Origin of the sequence: Brevundimonas sp., from assembly GCF_965227765.1 — a bacterium.
Classification (GTDB): Bacteria; Pseudomonadota; Alphaproteobacteria; order Caulobacterales; family Caulobacteraceae; genus Brevundimonas.
Genome location: NZ_OZ245778.1, coordinates 1,142,011 through 1,160,823 on the forward strand (window position 1 = coordinate 1,142,011; position 18,813 = coordinate 1,160,823).

The window sequence follows — 18,813 nt, forward strand, 5'->3', positions numbered from 1 at the left end:
CATCTCTTTCGTTATTGCCCGATCTCTTTCGTCATTGCCCCGTCAGCCGGGCGATGACGAAGATGATGGCGACTAACGGGCTTGAGCGGCCTCATGTCGCGCGAGCAGGGCCTCGGCGGCTTCCAGATGCAGGCGTTCGACCATGGCCCCGTTCAGGCGGATGGCGCCCAGACCGGCGGCTTGCGGCGCGGCGAAGGCGGCGACGATGGCGCGGGCGGCCCGCACCTCGTCCTCGCCGGGCGAGAAGGCGGCGTTGGCGACGGCGACCTGGGACGGGTGGATCAGGCTCTTGCCGTCAAAGCCGTAGAGGCGCCCTTGCGCGCATTCGGCAGCCAATCCCTCCGCGTCGTCGATGCGGTTGAACACCCCGTCCAGCGCGACCAGGCCGTGGGCGCGGGCGGCGGCGACCGTGGCGGCCATCCACGGCTTCAGCGGTTCGCGGTCGGCGGAAGGGCCGGTTCCCAACCCCTTGGCCAGGTCGTTCACGCCCAGCATCAGCCCGGCCAGGGCGCCGCCCGTCCCGGCGATAGCGTCCAGCCGCAGCACGGCCAATGGCGTCTCGATCATGGCCCACAGGTCGCAACCGGCGGGCAGGCGGGCGGACAGGTCGCGCACCCCGTGCTCGCTCTCGACCTTGGGCGCGACGATCAGCCGGACGCCGCTGTCGCGCAGGGCGTCGAGGTCGTCCTTGCCCCATGGCGTATCCAGCCCATTGATCCGCACGCCAAGGCGCAGGCCGAAGCCGCCGGCGCGCACGGCCTCGACGGCGGCGTGGCGGGCGTCGGCCTTGGCTTCGGGCGCGACCGCGTCCTCAAGGTCCAGCACCGCCACGTCGCAGGCCAGGGTGCGGGCCTTTTCGATGGCGCGGGGGTTGGAGGCGGGCAGGTAGAGGACGCTGCGGACGGGCCCCGTCATCCGGCTCATCGGCCGAACACCCCTGCCAGCAGCCGCTCCAGCGCCTCGGCGTCGACGGCGTCGAAGGCGGCGGGAACGGTGGCGTCCACGTCGAACACGGCGATCAGAGCGCCCGAGGCGTCGAACACCGGCACGACGATTTCGCTGGCCGAGCGGCTGTCGCAGGCGATGTGGCCGGGGAAGGCGTGGACGTCCTCGACCACCTGGGTCTGGCCGGTTTCGGCCGCTGCACCGCAGACCCCGCGCCCGAAGGCGATTCGCAGACAGCCCAGGGTTCCCTGATAGGGGCCGACCACCAGTTCGCGCTCTCGCGTCGGATCGACGACATAGAAACCGGTCCAGAAGAAATGGTCGAAGGCGTCGGCCAGCATCGAGGCGACAGTGGCCATGCGGGCCGTCACGTTCGGCTCTCCGTCCAGCACGGCGGCGATTTCGGCCTCGACCTCGGCATAGCGGGCGGCCTTGTCGGCTGGACGGTCTGCGCGGGCGACATAGGCCATGGAGGGTCTCGAAGCGGATTGAGGAGAGGTGGGATGCTCGTCGCCGATATAGGCGCCAGGCGCCCGACTGGCGAGTGCGGCGCCGGTCCGCGAACACAGATCGCCGAAAACCGTGGATAAGTCAGAGGCTTCCACATTTTGGCCACGCTGCGGCAACGCTTTGTGTGAATTCGGCGTTAACCATGTCGGCGAGTTCACTGGACCGGATCGCTGGTTTGCGAAATGGTTAACGGGCTGGCAGGCTGAACAGTCAAGCTTGCATGGCCACGCCTGAACATTTGGGCCGGCGTCTTCGGGGATGGGGTGAGGGGATGAGCGATCGGAACCGCGCAGACGAGGACGGACGCTTCAGCGGCTGGCGCTCGGGCCGGACGCGCGGACCCATGGTCGCCGTCGCCGCTATCCTGGCGCTTGCCGTCGTCGGCGGATCCCTGGCCAGCTGCACGGACCGGGGCCTGTCCTTCTGGCGTCGAGACAATGCGGCGGCCAACGCCTGTCCGCGCCCGGCGGCCCTGACGGGGTCGGAGTTCAACGCCCAGGAGACCGGACTGCGCCTGCTGCGCCGCGCCGCCTTCCGCGGCGACTTCTTCGCCCAGCTTGAACTCGGCGGTCGGTATGCGGCGTTGAAGGCCACCGACAAGAATATCGAAGACCCGATCGAGAGCGCGGTCTGGACCGGACTGGCCCTGGCCAATGACGAGGGCTACGCCCCCATCAACCGGGTCGAGCGGCGCGGCTGGGGCGGCTTCCGCTCCCTGTCCCGCTACGACGACTGCCGGGCGTGGGAGCGCCACGTCGCCTATCAGAGGCTGGACGAGCAGCTGTCGCGGATGTCGCGCGACGAGCAGGACGCCGTCCGCGACCGCATGATCTATGTCCTATCGACCCAGGACGCCGAGGGTTTCCGCACCCTGGCCCGGCTGCACGACGGCCTGTTCGGACCCTTCGGCGAGCCTCAGGACAACCCGCAGGGACGCGAGGCCTATGGGCGGGGCGATGGTCTGTCGGCCAAGGATCGTCGGCGGTACGGTCGCTATGCAGCGGTGAACCTGTTCCAGAGGAACGACGTCGACGCCTATCTCTACAACTACCTGGCGGTGCAGACGGGCGACGTCGGCGCCTATGTCCTGCTCAAGGATTTCGAGCGGTCTTCGCCGGCGCGGGCGCGCTCGGGCGCCTTTGTCGAGGGCAAGGCGCGACAGTGGGTGCCGCCGTTCGAATTCTATCCCAATGACGCGCCCCAGTCGGGCGTGCCCTTCTCGGACGAGAGCCGCCCACGCGGCGACGCCTATGAATACGCCCTGTCGCGGATGGGCGAACTGCCCTTCATCCACGTCGGCCGGGCGCTGCGCTTTCTGGGCGTGACCGAGACCGCCGCCAGCCAGCCGCAGCAGTTGTCCAAGCGCCAGGTCGAGACCCTGGAGGCCATGCTGGGCCACCCGATGGAGGGGCGGCTGTCCTATCTGGAGCAGGTCCGCGCCATTCAGCTGGCGGCCATGAACGGCTCGGCCGAGGCGCGGCTGGTGCTGGCGGTGATGTATTCCGAGGGGATCGGCGTGCCGACCGACTATGCCCGCGCCTTCCACTGGTACGCCGAGGCCGACAAGCAGGGCAACGCCGAGGCCAAGTTCGCCATGTCCACCTTCTTCGCCCTGGGCGTCGCCGGGGTGGCGGATCAGGACAAGGCCCAGGCCGTCGCCTTCCGCATCGATTCCGCCCTGGCCGGCTTTGGGCCGTCCGCCAACCGCCTGCAGGCCGTCCTGGCCCAGGTGTCCCGTTCGCAGCGCCGCTAAGGAGGCGAGCCGATGACGTCGAGAACATCCCGCATCCTCGGTCTTCGGACCCTGCTGGGCGGCCTGACGGTCGCGGCTGTCGCCGGTGTCGTCTGGCTGGCCCAGGGGGACACGGCCCAGGCCCAGACCGCCGCCCGGATCGAAAGCCAGACCCGGCCCAACTTTGGCCTGCTGCTGGACCCGCCGGTCAATTCGCGCAGGCGGGCGCCGCGCCGCTATCACTACCGGGACCACCGGCCTGACTGGGACTTTGGCGGAAATGGGCGCCCGCCCTTCCATGGCGGCGAACAGGATGTCTGGGTCGACTGCGGTGGCAATCCCGGTTCCGGCGCGGTCGAGGATGCGGTGCGCCGCGTCCGCCCCGGCGGCTCCTTGACCATTCGCGGACGCGGCGGCGCCTGCGTCGGCTGGCTCAACATCGACAAGCCGATGACCATCCAGGGCGAGGGCGGCTTCGACCCTCGCACCGGCCAGCGCGTTCCGGCGGCGACCCTGCAGGCCCCTGACGGCCTGCCCTGTATCAGCGTCTCGCCCGGCGTGCGGGTCGAGATCCGCGACCTGATCCTGTCCTCGCCCAAGGCGGGTGAGGCCGCCTGTGTGGTCGGCGACGGCGCCGACATCGTCATCAACCGCGTCGCCTTTGCCCATGTCGGCGAGGAAGCCGCCATCTATGCCCACGACGGGCGGCTGGACATTCGCGACACCAATATCTCGGCCCAGACCCAGACGGCGGCCATCGTCGCCGACGGCGCGACACTGACGGCTCAGAGCACGACCGTGTCGGGCGCCCGATCCGGCATCGAACTGGTCCCCGGCGCCAACGGCCCGTCCAGCCTGTACGGCCTGGTGCTGACCGGATCGGATTCACCCAATAATTTCGGCCCGCGCGCCATCGGCGTCACCGTCCGTTCGCGCAACGAGACGGGCCAGGTGTCGATCATCAACTCGCGCATCTGCGGCTATGTCGAGGGCGTGGCGGTCGAGGGGGCCTCGGTCTCGATCAACCAGGTCCGCATCTGCAAGGCCGACAAGGGCGTGGTCCTCTATAATGGCGAGGTCACCCTGGCCGACAGCCGCGTTCGTGCCCGTACCGTCGGCGTCGCCGCCGCCTCGGGTCGTGCGGTGGTCACCGGCAACGTCTTCGCCGGGGTGCGCGATGTCTTCTTCCGCGAGACCCGCGCCATCATCGACGCCCGCAACAACCGGGTCTGGTCGCGCAACGACATCTGCCGTCCCAGCTTCCGTCCCCGTTACCGCGACCGCTATGAGCCCTATTGGCAGCCGCGCCCGGATCAGGACTATTCCTGCCAGTGGGGCCCCTATCCGCAACAGTGGTGGTACGAAGAGGAAGGCAGCCTGGGCCTGCCATACGCCGACGACGGCTATCGCATGGACGGCTACGGCGACTATCAGTCCGGCTATGGCTGGTACGACCGCGACGGCCGCTATGTCGAGGATCGCCGTCGCCGGGGCGACGATCGCTGGCGGCGATAGGCGGCGCCGTCTTGCGGACGGCGGAGCAGATGTCGCATTGATCCGTTGGCATGAAGCGGTCATCGCCTCGGCCTAGAGGCGGAACCGATTTTCGGGTTTCCCACGCGGCGTGACCATGACTCTTTCGACCGACGACACGGCTTTGGCAGACTGGCGCGCGACCTTTCCATGGCCGGGGCCGGACACGCACAAGCATGAGCGCGGACGGCTGGGCGTGGTGTCCGGTTCGGCCCTGCGCACCGGCGCGGCACGGCTCGCGGCCCGCGCAAGCCTCAGGATTGGCGCAGGCCTTGTCCGCATTCTGTGTCCGCCCGACGCATCCCTGGTCGTCGCGGGCGCGGTCGAGGCGGTGATGGTCGACGAGTTCACCTCTCCCGAAGCCCTAGCGCGTCTGGCTGATCCGCTGGATGCGGTGGTGATCGGCCCGGCGGCGGGCCTGACCGAGGCGACGGTGCACAACCTGATGGCTCTGGCGCGAACCGGGGCGGCGCTGATCGTCGACGCTGACGCCCTGACGATCTTCAAGGGTCGGCCTCGCCAGCTGTTCGACGGCCTGGATCGGGACGACGTCCTGACCCCGCACGAGGGTGAGTTCGAGCGCCTGTTCCCCGGCCTGCTGTCGCAAGGGCGCGAGGCCGCCGCCCGCACCGCCGCCGCAGAAGCAGGGTGCGTCGTCGTGCTGAAGGGTCGCGCAACGGTCGTCGCCGCGCCGGATGGGCGGCTGAGCGTCAACGACAACGGCTCGCCCTGGCTGGCGACGGCGGGCAGCGGAGATGTGCTGGCGGGCATGATCGGCGGCCTGATCGCCCAGCGCATGGACAGTTTTGACGCCGCCTGCGCCGCCGTCTGGCTTCACGCCGACGCGGGCGCCCGCTTCGGCCCCGGCCTGATCGCCGAGGACCTGGCCGAGATGCTTCCGACCGTCCTGCGGGCGCTGCGCGGGGATTGAGGGGTGGTAGGCGAGGAGGGACTCGAACCCCCAACCAGACCGTTATGAGCGGTCGGCTCTAACCATTGAGCTACTCGCCCCCAAGGTGAGCAGACCGCCTAGCAGGCGTCGATGCAAAAGGGGAGGGGGCGCGCGCTGCAAAGCCGCCTTGGACCTGTCGGCGAATTCACCGCGATGAACGGTTTCTGACACGGAACGCCCGCCGGCGTTCAGGCGCTTAAGGTCAAGGTTCGGCCACGACCTGGGGCCAAGTCTCGCGGGTCGATGGATCGCCGTCTCAGGAGAGAACAGACATGACCCCGATTTCCAAGGCCCTGATGCTGGGCGGCGCCCTGATGGCGTTCGCCGCGCCCGCCGCCATGGCCCAGACCGCCGCCGATCCCGTCAGCCCATTGCAGGTGCACGCCATGGCCCAGTATCCCGCCCTGAACCTGTCGGCCTCCGGCGAGGTCAAGGTCGCGCCCGACATGGCGACCATCACCTTTGGCGTCATGACCGAGGCGGCCACCGCGCAGGAAGCCATGGCCCAGAACGCGGCCCAGATGACCCGCGTCGCCGCCGCCCTGCGCCGCGCCGGTCTTGGCGAGCGCGACATCCAGACCTCGGGCCTCAACCTCCAGGCCCAGTATGACTATGTCGAGAACCAGCCGCCCAAGCTGCGCGGCTATCAGGCCACCAACCGCGTGACAGTGAACATCTATGACCTGAACGCCGTGGGCACGACCGCCGACGCCGTGGTCGCCGCAGGCGTCAACCAGATCGACGGCATCAGCTTTGGCCTGCGCGATCCCAGCGCCGCCGAGAACCAGGCCCGTCAGGTCGCCGTGCGCAACCTGCAGGCCAAGGCCCAGCTCTATTCCCAGGCTCTGGGCGTGCCGCTGGGCGGGATTCGCTCGCTGACCGAGGGCGGCGGCTATACGCCCCAGCCGCCGATGCCGATGTTCGCCATGCGCGCGTCGGCTATGGATTCAGCCTCGACCCCGGTCGCGGCCGGCGAACTGAGCGTGCGGATCGACATCACCGGCGTTTACGACCTGGCCCGCTAAGGTCCGTTCGCAGACAAGAAAAAAGGCCCGCCGGCGACGGCGGGCCTTTTAAATTCCGGTGGTTCGAAGCGGATCAGGCGGCGCGCTTGATCTCGTTGGCGTCGTCCAGCAGCACCACGCTGGGCGACCACTGGCGGGCTTCTTCCGCAGGCATCTGGGCATAGGTCACGACGATGACCTTGTCGTTCTTCTGCACCAGACGGGCGGCGGCGCCATTGACGCCGATGACCTTGGAACCGCGCGGCGCCTCGATGGCGTAGGTGGTGAAGCGGGCGCCATTGGTGATGTTCAGCACATCGACCTGTTCGTGCGGAAAGATGCCCGCAGCGTCCAGCAGGTCGCCGTCGATGGCGATCGAGCCTTCATAGTCGAGATCGGCCTGTGTCACCGTCGCGCGGTGCAGTTTGGCCTTCATCAGGGTGACCAGCATGGGGAGTGCGGTCCATCGTGACGCGGGGCATAGGCCCCCGCTCGCAGGCGGCTGATATAGTCAGTTCTCGCCCCCGCATCAATGAGCATGCTGCGCCGCACCCACGATCTCGTTTCAGCGTTCGCCCGTTACGCGACGTTCATTTGACGGTGACCGTCCGGCCTCTATGGTCGAGGCCGCCGTTCCTGGCCTCCCCGGACTAAAACGCGACGATGAAACAGTTCTTCCTGACGGTGCTCGGTGTCTTCACCGGCCTGATCCTGTTCGTGGTGGTTCTGCCCATCGTCCTGATCACCATCGCGATGGCCACGGCGTCCAAGCCCACGGCGCCCAGCAACACGGTGCTGGAGCTGGACCTGCGCCAGAGCGTCAGCGACCAGGCCTCGTCCAGCCCGTTCTCGGCCTTTGGCGGGTCCAGCCTGTCGACGCTGCAGATCGTCGACACCCTGGCCCAGGCCGAGAAGGACGGGCGGGTGAAGTCCCTGCTGGTCCGCCTGCCCGAGGGCGGCATCAACCCCGCCACGGCAGACGAAATCCGCCAGGCCATCCGTCGCTTCCGCGCCGCGGGCAAGCCGGTCATCGCCCATTCCCAGGGCTTCCAGCCGATCGGTACGGCCATCTCCAGCTATATGCTGGGCGCCGCCGCGTCCGAGCTATGGATGCAGAACACCGCCAGTTTCCAGGTCGCGGGCTTTGCCGCCGACGATGTCTTCCTGGCCCGCGCCTTTGAACGCTACGGCGTCCGCGCCGACTTCGAGCAGCGCTACGAGTACAAGAACGCCGTCAACCAATACACCCAGTCCGACTTCACCGGCCCGCACCGCGAGGCGATGACGGCCTGGATGACGTCGATCTATGACAGCGCCATCGGCAATGCCGCGGGCGACCGTAGGGTCGAGCCCGCCGCCCTGAAGACGACCATCGAGGCCGGCCCCTATTCCGCCCAGCAGGCTCTGGCGCTGAAGCTGGTCGACAAGATCGGCCAGGCCGAGGACGCCGAGGCCGAGGCCAAGCGTCGCGCCGGCAATCGCGCCGAGATCGTCGAGTTCGGCGACTACGCCTCGATCCAGGGTGAGCGCAAAGGGTCGGGCCGCGACGCCATCGCCATCGTCGGCGGCGAGGGCGCCATCCTGACGGGACGCGGCGGGGGCGGCGGTTTCGGCGGCGGCTCTTCGATCCATTCCGACGTGACGGCCAAGGCCATCTACGACGCCATCGACGACAAGGCGGTCAAGGCCATCGTCTTCCGCGTCTCCTCGCCCGGCGGCTCGCCCGAGGCGTCCGAGCAGATCCTGGCCGCGGTTCGCGCGGCGCGTAAGGCGGGCAAGCCCGTCGTCGTCTCTATGGGTGAATACGCCGCTTCGGGCGGATACTGGATCAGCTCGGAGGCCGACTGGATCGTGGCCCAGCCCTCGACCCTGACCGGCTCGATCGGCGTCTATGGCGGCAAGTTCGTGGTCGCCGACGCCCTGGCCCGTTTCGGCGTCGACCTGCGCGGCATCTCGGTGGGCGGCGATTACGCTGACGCCTTCTCGCCGACCCAGACCTTTACGGCGCCCCAGCGCGCGGCTTTCGCCGCCTCGATGGACCGCACCTATGACGAGTTCATCACCCGCGTCGCCACCGGCCGTCACCTGCCGCCGGCGCGCGTGCGCGAAATCGCGCGCGGGCGGGTCTGGACCGGCGCCCAGGGCAAGGGACTGGGTCTGGTCGACGAACTGGGCGGGGTGACCGAGGCGGTCGCCAAGGCCAAGGCTCTGGCCCAGATCCCGGCCGACCGAGATGTCCGCTTCAAGCGTTTCCCGACGCCTCAGTCACCGTGGGAAGCCCTGTCCAAGGCGTTCGGGGTCTCGAGCGAGGCCGCCCACGCCCTGGTCGCCATCGGCGGCGTCATGGCCGATCCTCAGGCACAGGTTCTGCTGGGCCGGGTCCAGACAGAGCGACTGCGCGGCCAGGGCGCGGTGGTTCTGGCCGATCAGCCGCTCAACTAAGGCTTGTCTAGCCGGGGTGCGCGCATACGACACCTGCCTGTGAAGGCGTCGGTCATTGACGGTTCATGTCTATGGACCGACATTGACGCTCAGGCGTTCTCCGGTGACGTGATTATCGTGACGTGAACCGGGCGACGTTCTCAGAGGAATACCCATGACGCAGGATCGTTTCGCCGCCCTCGGCTTCAACGCCCGCCGCCGCCCCGGCGGTATCGTGGCGTCGTTGATGTGGCTGGGCGGGCTGATCGCCGCCGTGGCCGCCCTGACCGTGGGCGCCGTTCTGGCCGTGTTCACCGCCGCCGCCGTGGCCGTCATCGCCCTGATCGCCGGCGTGCTGGTCTTCTTCGCCGGCCTGGCCGTGCGCGCTCGCCGCACCGTGGTCGCCCCCGTCCGTCGCTCGGACGACGTGATCGAGGCCAAGAAGGTCGGCGACACCTGGGTCACCTATGGCTGGGAACGGCAGGGCCGCTAGGCGGTCATGACCACCCTGACCATTACGGATGCGCCGTCGCCGAACTTCGATGAACGCCGCGCGCCGCCGGATATCCTGGTCCTTCACTATACCGGGATGAGGACGGGCGAAGAGGCCCTGGCCCGTCTGCGCGACCCGGCGGCCGAGGTCTCGGCCCACTATCTGGTCGAGGAAGACGGACGCATCTTCTCCCTTGTGCCCGAGGCGCGCCGCGCCTGGCACGCCGGTCGCGGCGTCTGGCAGGGCGAAACCGACATCAACGCCGCCTCCATCGGCATCGAGATCGTCAATCCGGGCCATGAGTTCGGCTATCGCGCCTTTCCCGACGTCCAGGTTCAGGCCGTCATCGACCTGACGTCTGACATCCGCTCGCGCTGGACCATTCCCGACGCCCGGATCATCGGCCATTCCGACCTCGCGCCCGAGCGCAAGGAAGACCCCGGAGAACTGTTTCCGTGGAAGCGGCTGGCCCAGGCCGGTCATGGCCTGTGGTTCGAGCCCGCCGCCGAACGTATCGCGGCCCTGGGCGGCTTTCTTCAGGTCGGGGACGAGGGGATCGGCGTGGTCGTGCTGCGCTCGGGCCTGCACCGGCTGGGCTATGGGCTTCAGCCCGGAGGGACCTTCGACGAGGAAACGGCGACCACCGTCCGCGCCTTCCAGCGCCACTGGCGGGCCTCCCGCGTCGATGGCGTCGCCGATGGCGAGACCCGCGCCACCCTGATGGGCGTGCTGCAACTGGCCACGGCCGAGAGCGTCACGGGCGTCCTCAATTGACCCGGCGGCCCTGATGCCTCACTAACCGCCCCGTCAGACGGCCGGGCGGTCGCGGCAGGAGCCTGCTCCTGTCGAGGAAAGTCCGGGCTCCACGGTGAAAAGGCGGCGGGTAACGCCCGCCCGGGGCGACCCGAGGGATAGCGCCACAGAAAGCAAACCTCCGGACCTGCGGGGCCGGTAAGGGTGAAAGGGTGGGGTAAGAGCCCACCGCGTCGCTGGTAACAGGGACGGCATGGCAAGCCCCGCCTGGAGCAAGACCGAATAGGGACGTCGCGCGGCTTCGGCCGCAGGGCTCACCGCCCGAGGCGTCCGGGTAGGTCGCGAGAACCGTCCAGCAATGGGCGGTCCAGAGGAATGATCGTCGCTGCTCTCGATCTCGGTCGGGGGCGGAACAGAACCCGGCTTACAGGCCGTCTGACGCCTCTTTGCTTTTGCATTGTCGTCCGGTTGGCGTTGGCCGACCTGTGACCCGCAAGCCATCCCCATCTAACTTTAGACCGACCTCATGGGCAGCGATGGGATCGAATGGTCCATGGCGCTCAGCATGGTCCGAGCCTGCCCCGTAGCAGCTGTTTTTACTGGATAATCTGACCTCTTTGGGGGCGGGTCACAGTGTTATCTTACGACGTTGCTGCATAGACGTTCCGTGTATGTTCTGGTTTTTCAGATGTCGGATCGGTCGTTTGAGCGTGAACGTGGTTAAAAAGTGTCAATACATCCCATTGAGGCCCATCTGATCCCATGTTATCCCATCAGGGTGAACCGGGTGGGGTGATCGGCGTCTCGCTCAGAGGCGTCTTGGCATTCAGGGGCGGGCCGCAGGGCTCGACAGGGAATAGGGCGTGTTTCTCTCGACCTACGAGAAGCAGCTGGACGGCAAGCGCCGCCTCTTGATCCCTCAGGAATACCGCACGGCTGACAATGGCGCGGAACACGGCGTCTTCTGCTTCTTCTCCATAACGGCGGACTGTCTGGAGGCCGGCGGCGACCGGCTGATGGCCGAATATGTCGCCCGCATCGAAGCCCTGCCGTTCGGCAGCGACCGGCGCACGGCTTTGGAAGAGGCCTTCTACGCCGGCCAGCGCCCCCTGGCCTATGACGGCGGCGGTCGCATCACCCTGCCCGAAAGTCTTTGCGAAGAGGCCGGTCTCAGCGAGGACGTGGTCATCATCGGCCTGGGGCCGCGCTTCCAGATCTGGGACCGCGCCCGCTGGAACGAGCGCAAGGCCGCCCGCCGCGCCCTGGCCCGCGATGTCATGAGCGGTGAGGGCGCATGACCGCCTCTCCCCACGCCCCCGTCCTGATCGCCGAGGTCATCGACGCCCTGTCGCCCGCGCCCGGCGACCTGATGATCGACGCCACCTTCGGCGCCGGCGGCTATACGCGCGAAATCCTCAAGACCGGCGCCGAGGTGATCGCCCTGGATCGCGATCCGACGGTCCAGCCCCACGCCGACGCCGTCGCCGCCGACTTCCCCGGCAGGTTCCAGCTGGTCCGCACCCCCTTCTCGGGTCTGGCCGAGGCCTTCGCCGACAGCGGCCGTCCCGCCCTGAACGGGGCCGTGTTCGACATCGGGGTCTCGTCCATGCAGCTGGACCAGGCCGAGCGCGGCTTTTCCTTCATGCGCGACGGGCCGCTGGACATGCGGATGTCAGATGAAGGTCTGACCGCCGCCGACATCGTCAACACCTACGACCACGGCCCTCTTGCCCATCTGATCAAGCTGTATGGCGAGGAACGTCAGTCGGGCCGGATCGCCACGGCCATCCTGCGTCGTCGCCAAAGCCAGGCCTTCACCCGCACCCTCGATCTGGCCGAGGTTATCGAAAAGGCCCTGGGCGGGCGTCGCGGCGCCCCGACCCATCCGGCGACCCGCGCTTTCCAGGCCCTGCGCATCGCCGTGAACGACGAACTGGGCGAGCTTGAAGCCGGTCTGGCCGCCGCCGAGGCCAGCCTGTCGCCGGGCGGTCGCCTGGCCGTCGTCACCTTCCATTCGCTGGAAGACCGGATCGTGAAGGCCTTCTTCACCGAGCGCACGGGCAACGCGCCCGGCGGCTCGCGCCACGCCCCCATGGCGGTCGAGACGCGCAAGCCCAGCTTCGACCTGATGTTCAAGGGTGCGCGCGAGGCGGGCGAGGCCGAACTGGCCGCCAATCCCCGCGCCCGCTCGGCCCGGCTGCGCGCGGGCGTCCGCACCGACGCCCCCGCCTGGGGCCGGATCGACGGACGGAGGGCGGCATGACCGGCGTCCTGGTCCTGAAGCGCGTGTTCGACGCCCGCGTGCGCGGCATCCGCTGGGTCGAGATCATCGGCGCCGTTCTGGTCGCCGTCATGGTGCTGTCGGTCTATGTCGCCAAGGCCGCCGCGGCGCGTGAGAGCGCGCGCATCGGCGAACTGGAACGCGAAATCGCCGAAAACCGGCAGCGGGTCCGCCTGTTGCGCGCCGAGATTTCCCGTCTGGAACAGCCCGGCCGTCTGGAGGCCCTGTCGCGCGCCGCGGGCCTGGGGCCGGTCGACGTTCGCCGCCAGACCAAGGAAGCCGAGATCGGCACGATCGTCACCGCGCCCGCTCCGGCGCCCAAGCCGGCCCCGGTCGTGACGCCCGCGCCCACCTCGCCCGCCGCTGAAGCCGCCGCCGTCGCCGCCGCCGTCGCTGGGGGGCAGCGATGAGCCTTCAGGACCGCTTCCACTATCGCCCCGCGCCGGGCGTGCCGCATCCGCAGGGTCGTCCTCTGGGGTCCAGCCTGTCGCCCTGGCTGCGCTGGGCCGGCGCCCTGGTCTGGTGGATCGAGCATGGGTTCGAGCGCGCCCGCGCCGACGCCAAGCCGGAAGAGGACACGCGGGTCCGCATCTTCCTCATCATGTCGCTGTTCTGCGTGGTGTTCGGCTGCCTGACGCTGGGCGCCGTCCACTCGGCCCTGTTCGCGCCCAAGAGCGGCCGGACCTTCGCCGCCAACCCCGGCGGTCTGGCGCGGGCTGATCTGGTGGATCGCAACGGCGCGCTGCTGGCCTCGAACATCACCTACTACGGCCTCTACATCGATCCGGCCGAGGTCTGGGACCGTCGTCTGGCCGAGCGTCAGCTGCGCCGCGTCCTGCCACGCCTGTCGGCCCAGCGGCTGCATAAGGTGCTGAACGGCGAGCGCCGCGCCATCGTCATGCCGGGCCTGACGCCGGGCGAGCGGGCCGCGGTCCACGCCCTGGCCCTGGGCGGGCTGTCTTTCGAGCCTGAGGATCGCCGCGTCTATCCCCTGAACACCGCCGCGGCCCATCTGATCGGCACCGCCGACACGGGGGGACAGGGCGTGTCGGGCGCGGAGCTGGCCTTCAACAGCGAGATCCGCGCCGCCGGCGCCCATGGCCAGGAGTTCCCCCTGTCCATCGACCTGCGCATCCAGGGCGTGCTCGACAACGAACTGGCTGCGGCGGCTGCAATCGCCCAGCCCAAGGGCGCTGTCGGCGTCATCGCCGATGCGCGCACGGGCGAGATCCTGGCCATGTCCAGCTGGCCTTCCTATGACGCCAACCGGCGCGGCGGCGCGACCGGCGACCAGGCCCTGAACCGCGTCACCTCGGCCCACTACGAGATGGGATCGGTGTTCAAGACCTTCACCGTCGCCGCCGCCCTGGATACCGGGCAGGCCGACCTGAACACGATGATCGACGCGTCCCAGGCCTACAAGATCGGCAATCGGATGATTCGCGACTTCCACGCGACCAACCGCATCCTGTCGCTGGAAGAGGTCTATCTCCACTCGTCCAACATCGGCACCTCGCGCCTGGCGGTCGAGATGGGCGCGAACACCATGCGCGACTATTTCCAGCGGCTGGGCCTGCTGGACGCCGCCCCCATCGAGCTGCGCGAGAGCGCCCGGCCGCGTCGCCCGCGCAACTGGGAAGACTCGACCCGCGCCTCCATGTCGTTCGGCTATGGCATCATGATCACGCCTCTGCAGATGACGGCGGCGACCGTGGCCCTGGTCAACGGCGGCGTCTATCGGCCCCTGTCCCTGCGTCGCGGCGGCGCCAACGGGCCGGAACGTCGCGTGGTCAGCGAACAGACCTCGGCCGCCATGCGTCAACTGATGCGCGCCAACGTCCTGCGCGGATCGGGCCGTCAGGCCAATGCGGCGGGCCTGCGCGTCGGCGGCAAGACCGGTTCGGCCAACAAGCTGGTCAATGGCCGCTATGACGCCAGCCACGGCGTCGGCTCGTTCGCCGCCGTCTTCCCCGCCGATGGGCCCGAGACGACCCAACGCTATGTCATCTTTGTCCTGTTCGACGACCCGGCCGTGGGGTCGCGCCAGGGCGGCGGAGTGGCGGCGCCCGTCGTGGGCCGCGTGGCCGATCGCATCGCCCCCTTCCTGGCGGTGGAGCGTCAGGCCGATCCCGTGCCGGTCGTGGTCGCCACAGCCGCGCCTGCTACGGCCACAGTTGCGGGGGCTCGGCCATGAGCCGCCCGTCCGTGCGCCTGTCAGACCTGTTGCGCCGCGACGTGGCCTCCGACCCGATGATCACCGGCGTCACCGCCGATAGCCGCAAGGTCGCGCCCGGCGCCCTGTTCGTCGCCCTGCCGGGCTCGGCGGCGGATGGTCGCGCCTTCATCCCTCAGGCCCTGGCCCAGGGCGCCGCCGCCGTGCTGGCTCCGTCCAATACGCCGGACGGCCTGGCCCCGCTACTGGTCACCTCGGGCGACGTGCGACGCGCCTACGCCCTGGCCGCGCGCAGCTTCTATGGCGCCCAGCCCGCCAACTGCGTGGCCATCACCGGCACAAACGGCAAGACCTCGGTCGCCGCCTTCTGTCGTCAGATCTGGGCCGGTCTGGGACTGAAGTCGGCCAGCATGGGCACCCTGGGCGTCGTCGGCCAGAAGGGCGACAAGACCTACGCCCTGACCGGTCCCGGCCTGACCAGCCCCGACGCCGCCGACGCCGCCCGCCTGCTGGCCGAACTGGCGGCCAAGGAGGTGACCCATCTGGCGCTGGAGGCGTCGTCCCACGGCATAGACCAGCGCCGCCTGGACGGCGTGACCATCAAGGCGGCGGGCTTCACCAACCTGAGCCAGGACCACCTCGATTATCACGGCGACATGGACGCCTATCGCGCGGCCAAGATGCGGTTGTTCGAGACCCTGCTGCCACGCGGGCGGACGGCTGTGCTGAACGCGGACTCCGACGCCTATTCCAGTTTCGCCGCCGCCAGCATCATGTCTGGCCTGGGCGTCATGGGCGTGGGCGAGCGCGGGCGCGACCTGGCCCTGATCGGGCGCCGCGCCACGCCCGAAGGCCAGCGCCTGACCATCGACGTGCGCGGCGTGGTCCACGACGTGCTGCTGCCTCTGGCCGGCGCATTTCAGGCCTCGAACGCCCTGGTCGCCGCCGGTCTGTGCATCGCGGCGGGCGAAAGCGCCGACCGGGTGCTGGGCGCGCTGGAACATATCACGGGCGCTCAAGGGCGCCTGCAGCGGATCGGCGGCGGGGCGACCCGCGGCGAGGTCTATGTCGATTACGCCCACACGCCCGATGGGCTGGAGACGGTGCTGACCGCGCTGCGTCCCCACGCGACCGGGCGGCTGATCGTCGTGTTCGGCGCAGGCGGTGATCGGGACCGGGGCAAGCGGCCCCTGATGGGCGAGATCGCCGGGCGGCTGGCCGACGTCGCCATCGTCACCGACGACAATCCCCGCTCCGAGCCCCCCGCCGCGATCCGCGCTCAGGTCCTGAAGGGCTGCCCCGGCGCGCTGGAGATAGGCGACCGGCGCGAGGCCATTCAGCAGGCTATCGGTCTGATGGGCGACGGAGATGTGGTGGTCATCGCCGGAAAAGGGCATGAACAGGGTCAGATCGTCGGCGGGGTCACGCATCCCTTCGACGACGCCACCGAAGCCGCCAATGCCCTGAGCGTCCATGCCTGATCCGACACCGTCCGCTGCGAGCGCCACGACACGGCCGCTCTGGACCTCGCAAGAAATCGTCGCCGCGACCGGCGGCAGGCTGATCGGCGGTCCATTTTCCGCATCGGGCCTGACCTACAATAGCCGAGAGATCGGGCCGGGCGAGTTGTTCCTGGCCCTGCACGGCGCGCGTGACGGGCATGAGTTCGCCGCCGGCGCCTTTAGCGCCGGGGCCAGCGGCGCCCTGGTGGATCACGCCATCGACGGCGGTCCCTGCGTCGTCGTGCCGGACACCCTGAAAGGCCTCGAGGCTCTGGGCGTCTTCTCGCGCGACCGTTCACCCATCACCCGGCGCGGCGCGGTCACCGGCAGCGTCGGCAAGACCAGCGTCACTCAGGCCATCAAGGCGGGCCTTGATCTGGCGGGCAGCAGCCACGCCTCGATCAAGAGCTACAACAACCATATCGGCGTGCCCCTGACCCTGGCCCGCATGCCCGCCGACACGGCCCGCGCGGTGTTCGAGATCGGCATGAACGCGCCGGGTGAGATCGGCCCGTTGTCCAAGATGGTCCGCCCGCACGCCGCCTGCATCACCACGGTCGGCCCGGTCCATATCGAGGGCTTCTCGGACGGCGAGACCGGCGTCGCGCGCGAAAAGGCCGCCATCTTCGAAGGCCTGGCCCCCGACGGCGTGGCGGTCATCAACGGCGACAATCCCTGGGACGGGCTGATGTCGGAGGCCGCCCAGGCCGCCGGCGCCCGCATCCTGCGCTTCGGCTCGGCTGCGGGTCATGACGCGCGTTTGCTGGCCTTCGAGCCGGGCCCTCAGGGCGCCCGCGTCCGCGCCGAGATCCACGGTAAGGTTTACGACTTCACCCTGAGCCAATCGGGTTTCCACTGGGGCCTGAACAGTCTGGCGGTCATCCTGATGCTGGAGGCGCTGGACGTGCCGCTGGATACGGCCCTGGCGGCCCTGGCCGATTTCCAGCCCCTGGCCGGGCGGGGCGAGACGCGCAGCGTCGGCATCGCAGGCGGCGCCTTCACCCTGATCGACGAGAGCTACAACGCCAACCCGCTGTCGATGGCGGCGGGCTTCCGCAGCCTGGGGGCGCGTCCGGTTTCCAATGGCGGGCGGCGCATCGTCGTCCTGACCGACATGCTGGAACTGGGCGACCAATCGCGGGCCCTGCATACCGGCCTGGCAGAAACGATCGACGCCGCCGGGTTGGACCTTGTCCATGCCGCCGGTCCAGAGATGCGCTATCTCTACGACGCCCTGCCGGCTTCGCGGCGCGGCGTCTGGACCGAGACCGCCGTCGACCTCGCCACGCGCGCGAACGAACTGGCGGGTCCGAACGACATCGTCATGGTCAAGGGCTCGAACGGCTCGAAGGCTTCGCTGGTGGCCAAGGCTCTGGCCGCACGAAACGCCGAGGGGGGCGTCTAATGTTCTATCTCCTGTATCTCCACTTCGCCGACGTGGCGCAGGACTATCCGCTGCTGAACCTGATCCAGTATCAGACGGTGCGGGTCGCCCTGGCCATGGCCACGGCCATGATCGTCGCGGTGGCCATGGGCAGCCGCTTCATCAACTGGATCCGCACCAAGCAGGGCCGGGGCCAGCCGATCCGCGACGACGGCCCGGTCTCGCACCTGTCCAAGGTCGGCACACCGACCATGGGCGGGCTGATGATCCTGGCCGGCATCGGCGTCGCCGTCCTGCTGTGGGGCGACCTGACCAATCCCTATATCTGGATCGTCTCGGGCGTGACGGCGGCCTTCGGCGTGCTGGGCTTCATCGACGACTACGCCAAGGTGACGAAACAGACCTCGGCCGGCCTGACCTCGAAACAGAAGCTGGCCGCCCAGCTGGTCGTCTCGATCGTCGCCGGGGTGCTGACCGTGCTGTGGATGACGGCGTCCCCAACTTCGCCGGGGCTCGAGACCTCCATCGCCTTCCCCTTCTTCAAGGCTGTGCTGCTGAACGTCGGCTGGTTCTATGTGGCGTTTGCCGCCTTCACCATCGTCGGCTTCTCCAACGCCGTGAACCTGACCGACGGCCTGGACGGCCTGGCCATTGTGCCCGTCATGATGGCGGCGGCGGCGTTCGGCATCATCAGCTATCTGGTCGGCAACTTCATTTTCTCGGGCTATCTGGGCGTCCACCATGTCCCCGGCGCGGGTGAGCTGGCCATCTTCTGCGCCGCCATGATCGGCGGGGGCGCGGGCTTCCTCTGGTACAACGCCCCCCCGGCCAAGATCTTCATGGGCGACACCGGGTCGCTGGCCCTGGGCGGGGCGCTGGGCTCCATCGCCGTCGCCACCAAGCACGAACTGGTCCTCGGCATCGTCGGCGGCCTGTTCGTCATCGAGGCCGCCTCGGTCATGATCCAGGTCGGCTATTTCAAGATCACCAAGAAGCGCATCTTCCTGATGGCTCCGATCCACCACCATTTCGAGAAGATGGGCTGGCCGGAATCCACCGTAGTCATACGTTTCTGGATCGTCGCCGCCATGCTGGCCCTGCTGGGTCTGGCGACGCTGAAGCTGCGATAG

General features: G+C 68.9%; 17 protein-coding genes, 1 tRNA gene and 1 other RNA gene. 15 read left to right on the forward strand and 4 right to left on the reverse strand.

Features of this window, described 5'->3' with window-relative positions; genetic code table 11:
• Nucleotides 1–72: 72 nt before the first annotated feature.
• Both ACO05L_RS05470 and ACO05L_RS05475 read right to left on the reverse strand, forming a co-directional pair.
• Entirely contained in the window at nt 73–924 is an 852-nt protein-coding gene (locus ACO05L_RS05470) for an HpcH/HpaI aldolase/citrate lyase family protein (RefSeq protein WP_421731161.1), read from the reverse strand.
• On the reverse strand, nt 921–1,415 hold the full coding sequence (locus ACO05L_RS05475; protein WP_421731162.1) for a GAF domain-containing protein: 495 nt from the start codon (nt 1,413–1,415) through the stop codon (nt 921–923). The genes ACO05L_RS05470 and ACO05L_RS05475 overlap by 4 nt, the downstream gene beginning before the upstream one ends.
• A gap of 311 nt (nt 1,416–1,726) precedes the next feature.
• On the opposite strand from ACO05L_RS05475, the gene ACO05L_RS05480 reads away from it, so the two are divergent.
• The 3 genes from ACO05L_RS05480 (at nt 1,727) to ACO05L_RS05490 (ending at nt 5,651) form a co-directional block, all read left to right on the forward strand.
• Nucleotides 1,727–3,208 (forward strand): tetratricopeptide repeat protein, encoded by a 1,482-nt coding sequence (locus ACO05L_RS05480; RefSeq protein WP_421731163.1) that lies wholly within the window; start codon nt 1,727–1,729, stop codon nt 3,206–3,208.
• Nucleotides 3,209–3,220: 12 nt separating this feature from the next.
• Complete coding sequence (locus tag ACO05L_RS05485; RefSeq protein ID WP_421731164.1) at nt 3,221–4,702, forward strand: hypothetical protein; 1,482 nt, start codon at nt 3,221–3,223, stop codon at nt 4,700–4,702.
• A gap of 115 nt (nt 4,703–4,817) precedes the next feature.
• Entirely contained in the window at nt 4,818–5,651 is an 834-nt protein-coding gene (locus ACO05L_RS05490; RefSeq protein WP_421731165.1) for an NAD(P)H-hydrate dehydratase, read from the forward strand.
• Between the two features lie 4 nt (nt 5,652–5,655).
• Here ACO05L_RS05490 and ACO05L_RS05495 read toward each other — a convergent pair.
• Nucleotides 5,656–5,731, reverse strand: a tRNA-Ile gene (locus ACO05L_RS05495).
• Between the two features lie 213 nt (nt 5,732–5,944).
• Here ACO05L_RS05495 and ACO05L_RS05500 point away from each other — a divergent pair.
• Nucleotides 5,945–6,697 (forward strand): SIMPL domain-containing protein, encoded by a 753-nt coding sequence (locus ACO05L_RS05500; RefSeq protein ID WP_421731166.1) that lies wholly within the window; start codon nt 5,945–5,947, stop codon nt 6,695–6,697.
• A gap of 73 nt (nt 6,698–6,770) precedes the next feature.
• On the opposite strand, the gene panD is transcribed toward ACO05L_RS05500, so the two are convergent.
• Entirely contained in the window at nt 6,771–7,127 is a 357-nt protein-coding gene (gene panD / locus ACO05L_RS05505; RefSeq protein ID WP_421731167.1) for an aspartate 1-decarboxylase, read from the reverse strand.
• Nucleotides 7,128–7,339: 212 nt separating this feature from the next.
• Between panD and sppA the strand changes: the two genes are divergently transcribed.
• The 11 genes from sppA (at nt 7,340) to mraY (ending at nt 18,813) form a co-directional block, all read left to right on the forward strand.
• Entirely contained in the window at nt 7,340–9,118 is a 1,779-nt protein-coding gene (gene sppA / locus ACO05L_RS05510; RefSeq protein ID WP_421731168.1) for a signal peptide peptidase SppA, read from the forward strand.
• 154 nt (nt 9,119–9,272) lie between these two features.
• Nucleotides 9,273–9,590 (forward strand): hypothetical protein, encoded by a 318-nt coding sequence (locus ACO05L_RS05515; protein ID WP_421731169.1) that lies wholly within the window; start codon nt 9,273–9,275, stop codon nt 9,588–9,590.
• Between the two features lie 6 nt (nt 9,591–9,596).
• Nucleotides 9,597–10,364: an N-acetylmuramoyl-L-alanine amidase gene (locus ACO05L_RS05520; RefSeq protein ID WP_421731170.1), complete on the forward strand. Its 768-nt coding sequence runs from the start codon at nt 9,597–9,599 to the stop codon at nt 10,362–10,364.
• 33 nt (nt 10,365–10,397) lie between these two features.
• Nucleotides 10,398–10,786, forward strand: an RNA gene (gene rnpB / locus ACO05L_RS05525) — RNase P RNA component class A.
• A 420-nt stretch (nt 10,787–11,206) separates the two neighbouring features.
• The gene (locus ACO05L_RS05530; RefSeq protein ID WP_421731171.1) at nt 11,207–11,641 is read left to right on the forward strand and encodes a division/cell wall cluster transcriptional repressor MraZ; all 435 of its coding nucleotides are present in this window, start codon (nt 11,207–11,209) and stop codon (nt 11,639–11,641) included.
• Complete coding sequence (gene rsmH, locus ACO05L_RS05535) at nt 11,638–12,606, forward strand: 16S rRNA (cytosine(1402)-N(4))-methyltransferase RsmH (RefSeq protein WP_421731172.1); 969 nt, start codon at nt 11,638–11,640, stop codon at nt 12,604–12,606. Before ACO05L_RS05530 ends, rsmH begins: the two co-directional genes overlap by 4 nt.
• Entirely contained in the window at nt 12,603–13,034 is a 432-nt protein-coding gene (ftsL, locus tag ACO05L_RS05540; protein ID WP_421731173.1) for a cell division protein FtsL, read from the forward strand. The genes rsmH and ftsL overlap by 4 nt, the downstream gene beginning before the upstream one ends.
• Entirely contained in the window at nt 13,031–14,818 is a 1,788-nt protein-coding gene (locus ACO05L_RS05545) for a peptidoglycan D,D-transpeptidase FtsI family protein (RefSeq protein WP_421731174.1), read from the forward strand. Before ftsL ends, ACO05L_RS05545 begins: the two co-directional genes overlap by 4 nt.
• Nucleotides 14,815–16,278: a UDP-N-acetylmuramoyl-L-alanyl-D-glutamate--2,6-diaminopimelate ligase gene (locus ACO05L_RS05550; protein WP_421731175.1), complete on the forward strand. Its 1,464-nt coding sequence runs from the start codon at nt 14,815–14,817 to the stop codon at nt 16,276–16,278. Before ACO05L_RS05545 ends, ACO05L_RS05550 begins: the two co-directional genes overlap by 4 nt.
• A complete protein-coding gene (locus tag ACO05L_RS05555; protein ID WP_421731176.1) occupies nt 16,271–17,704 on the forward strand; it encodes a UDP-N-acetylmuramoyl-tripeptide--D-alanyl-D-alanine ligase in 1,434 nt (477 codons plus the stop codon). The genes ACO05L_RS05550 and ACO05L_RS05555 overlap by 8 nt, the downstream gene beginning before the upstream one ends.
• The gene (gene mraY / locus ACO05L_RS05560) at nt 17,704–18,813 is read left to right on the forward strand and encodes a phospho-N-acetylmuramoyl-pentapeptide-transferase (RefSeq protein ID WP_421731177.1); all 1,110 of its coding nucleotides are present in this window, start codon (nt 17,704–17,706) and stop codon (nt 18,811–18,813) included. Before ACO05L_RS05555 ends, mraY begins: the two co-directional genes overlap by 1 nt.

Coding starts and splice junctions, on each gene's coding strand:
- ACO05L_RS05470 (WP_421731161.1), bottom strand. CDS start 924: ATGAGCCGGATGACGGGGCCCGTCCGCAGCGTCCTCTACCTGCCCGCC.
- ACO05L_RS05500 (WP_421731166.1), top strand. CDS start 5,945: ATGACCCCGATTTCCAAGGCCCTGATGCTGGGCGGCGCCCTGATGGCG.
- mraY (WP_421731177.1), top strand. CDS start 17,704: ATGTTCTATCTCCTGTATCTCCACTTCGCCGACGTGGCGCAGGACTAT.
- ACO05L_RS05520 (WP_421731170.1), top strand. CDS start 9,597: ATGACCACCCTGACCATTACGGATGCGCCGTCGCCGAACTTCGATGAA.
- ACO05L_RS05550 (WP_421731175.1), top strand. CDS start 14,815: ATGAGCCGCCCGTCCGTGCGCCTGTCAGACCTGTTGCGCCGCGACGTG.
- ACO05L_RS05545 (WP_421731174.1), top strand. CDS start 13,031: ATGAGCCTTCAGGACCGCTTCCACTATCGCCCCGCGCCGGGCGTGCCG.
- ACO05L_RS05555 (WP_421731176.1), top strand. CDS start 16,271: ATGCCTGATCCGACACCGTCCGCTGCGAGCGCCACGACACGGCCGCTC.
- ACO05L_RS05480 (WP_421731163.1), top strand. CDS start 1,727: ATGAGCGATCGGAACCGCGCAGACGAGGACGGACGCTTCAGCGGCTGG.
- sppA (WP_421731168.1), top strand. CDS start 7,340: ATGAAACAGTTCTTCCTGACGGTGCTCGGTGTCTTCACCGGCCTGATC.
- ACO05L_RS05485 (WP_421731164.1), top strand. CDS start 3,221: ATGACGTCGAGAACATCCCGCATCCTCGGTCTTCGGACCCTGCTGGGC.
- ACO05L_RS05490 (WP_421731165.1), top strand. CDS start 4,818: ATGACTCTTTCGACCGACGACACGGCTTTGGCAGACTGGCGCGCGACC.
- ACO05L_RS05515 (WP_421731169.1), top strand. CDS start 9,273: ATGACGCAGGATCGTTTCGCCGCCCTCGGCTTCAACGCCCGCCGCCGC.
- rsmH (WP_421731172.1), top strand. CDS start 11,638: ATGACCGCCTCTCCCCACGCCCCCGTCCTGATCGCCGAGGTCATCGAC.
- ACO05L_RS05475 (WP_421731162.1), bottom strand. CDS start 1,415: ATGGCCTATGTCGCCCGCGCAGACCGTCCAGCCGACAAGGCCGCCCGC.
- panD (WP_421731167.1), bottom strand. CDS start 7,127: ATGCTGGTCACCCTGATGAAGGCCAAACTGCACCGCGCGACGGTGACA.
- ftsL (WP_421731173.1), top strand. CDS start 12,603: ATGACCGGCGTCCTGGTCCTGAAGCGCGTGTTCGACGCCCGCGTGCGC.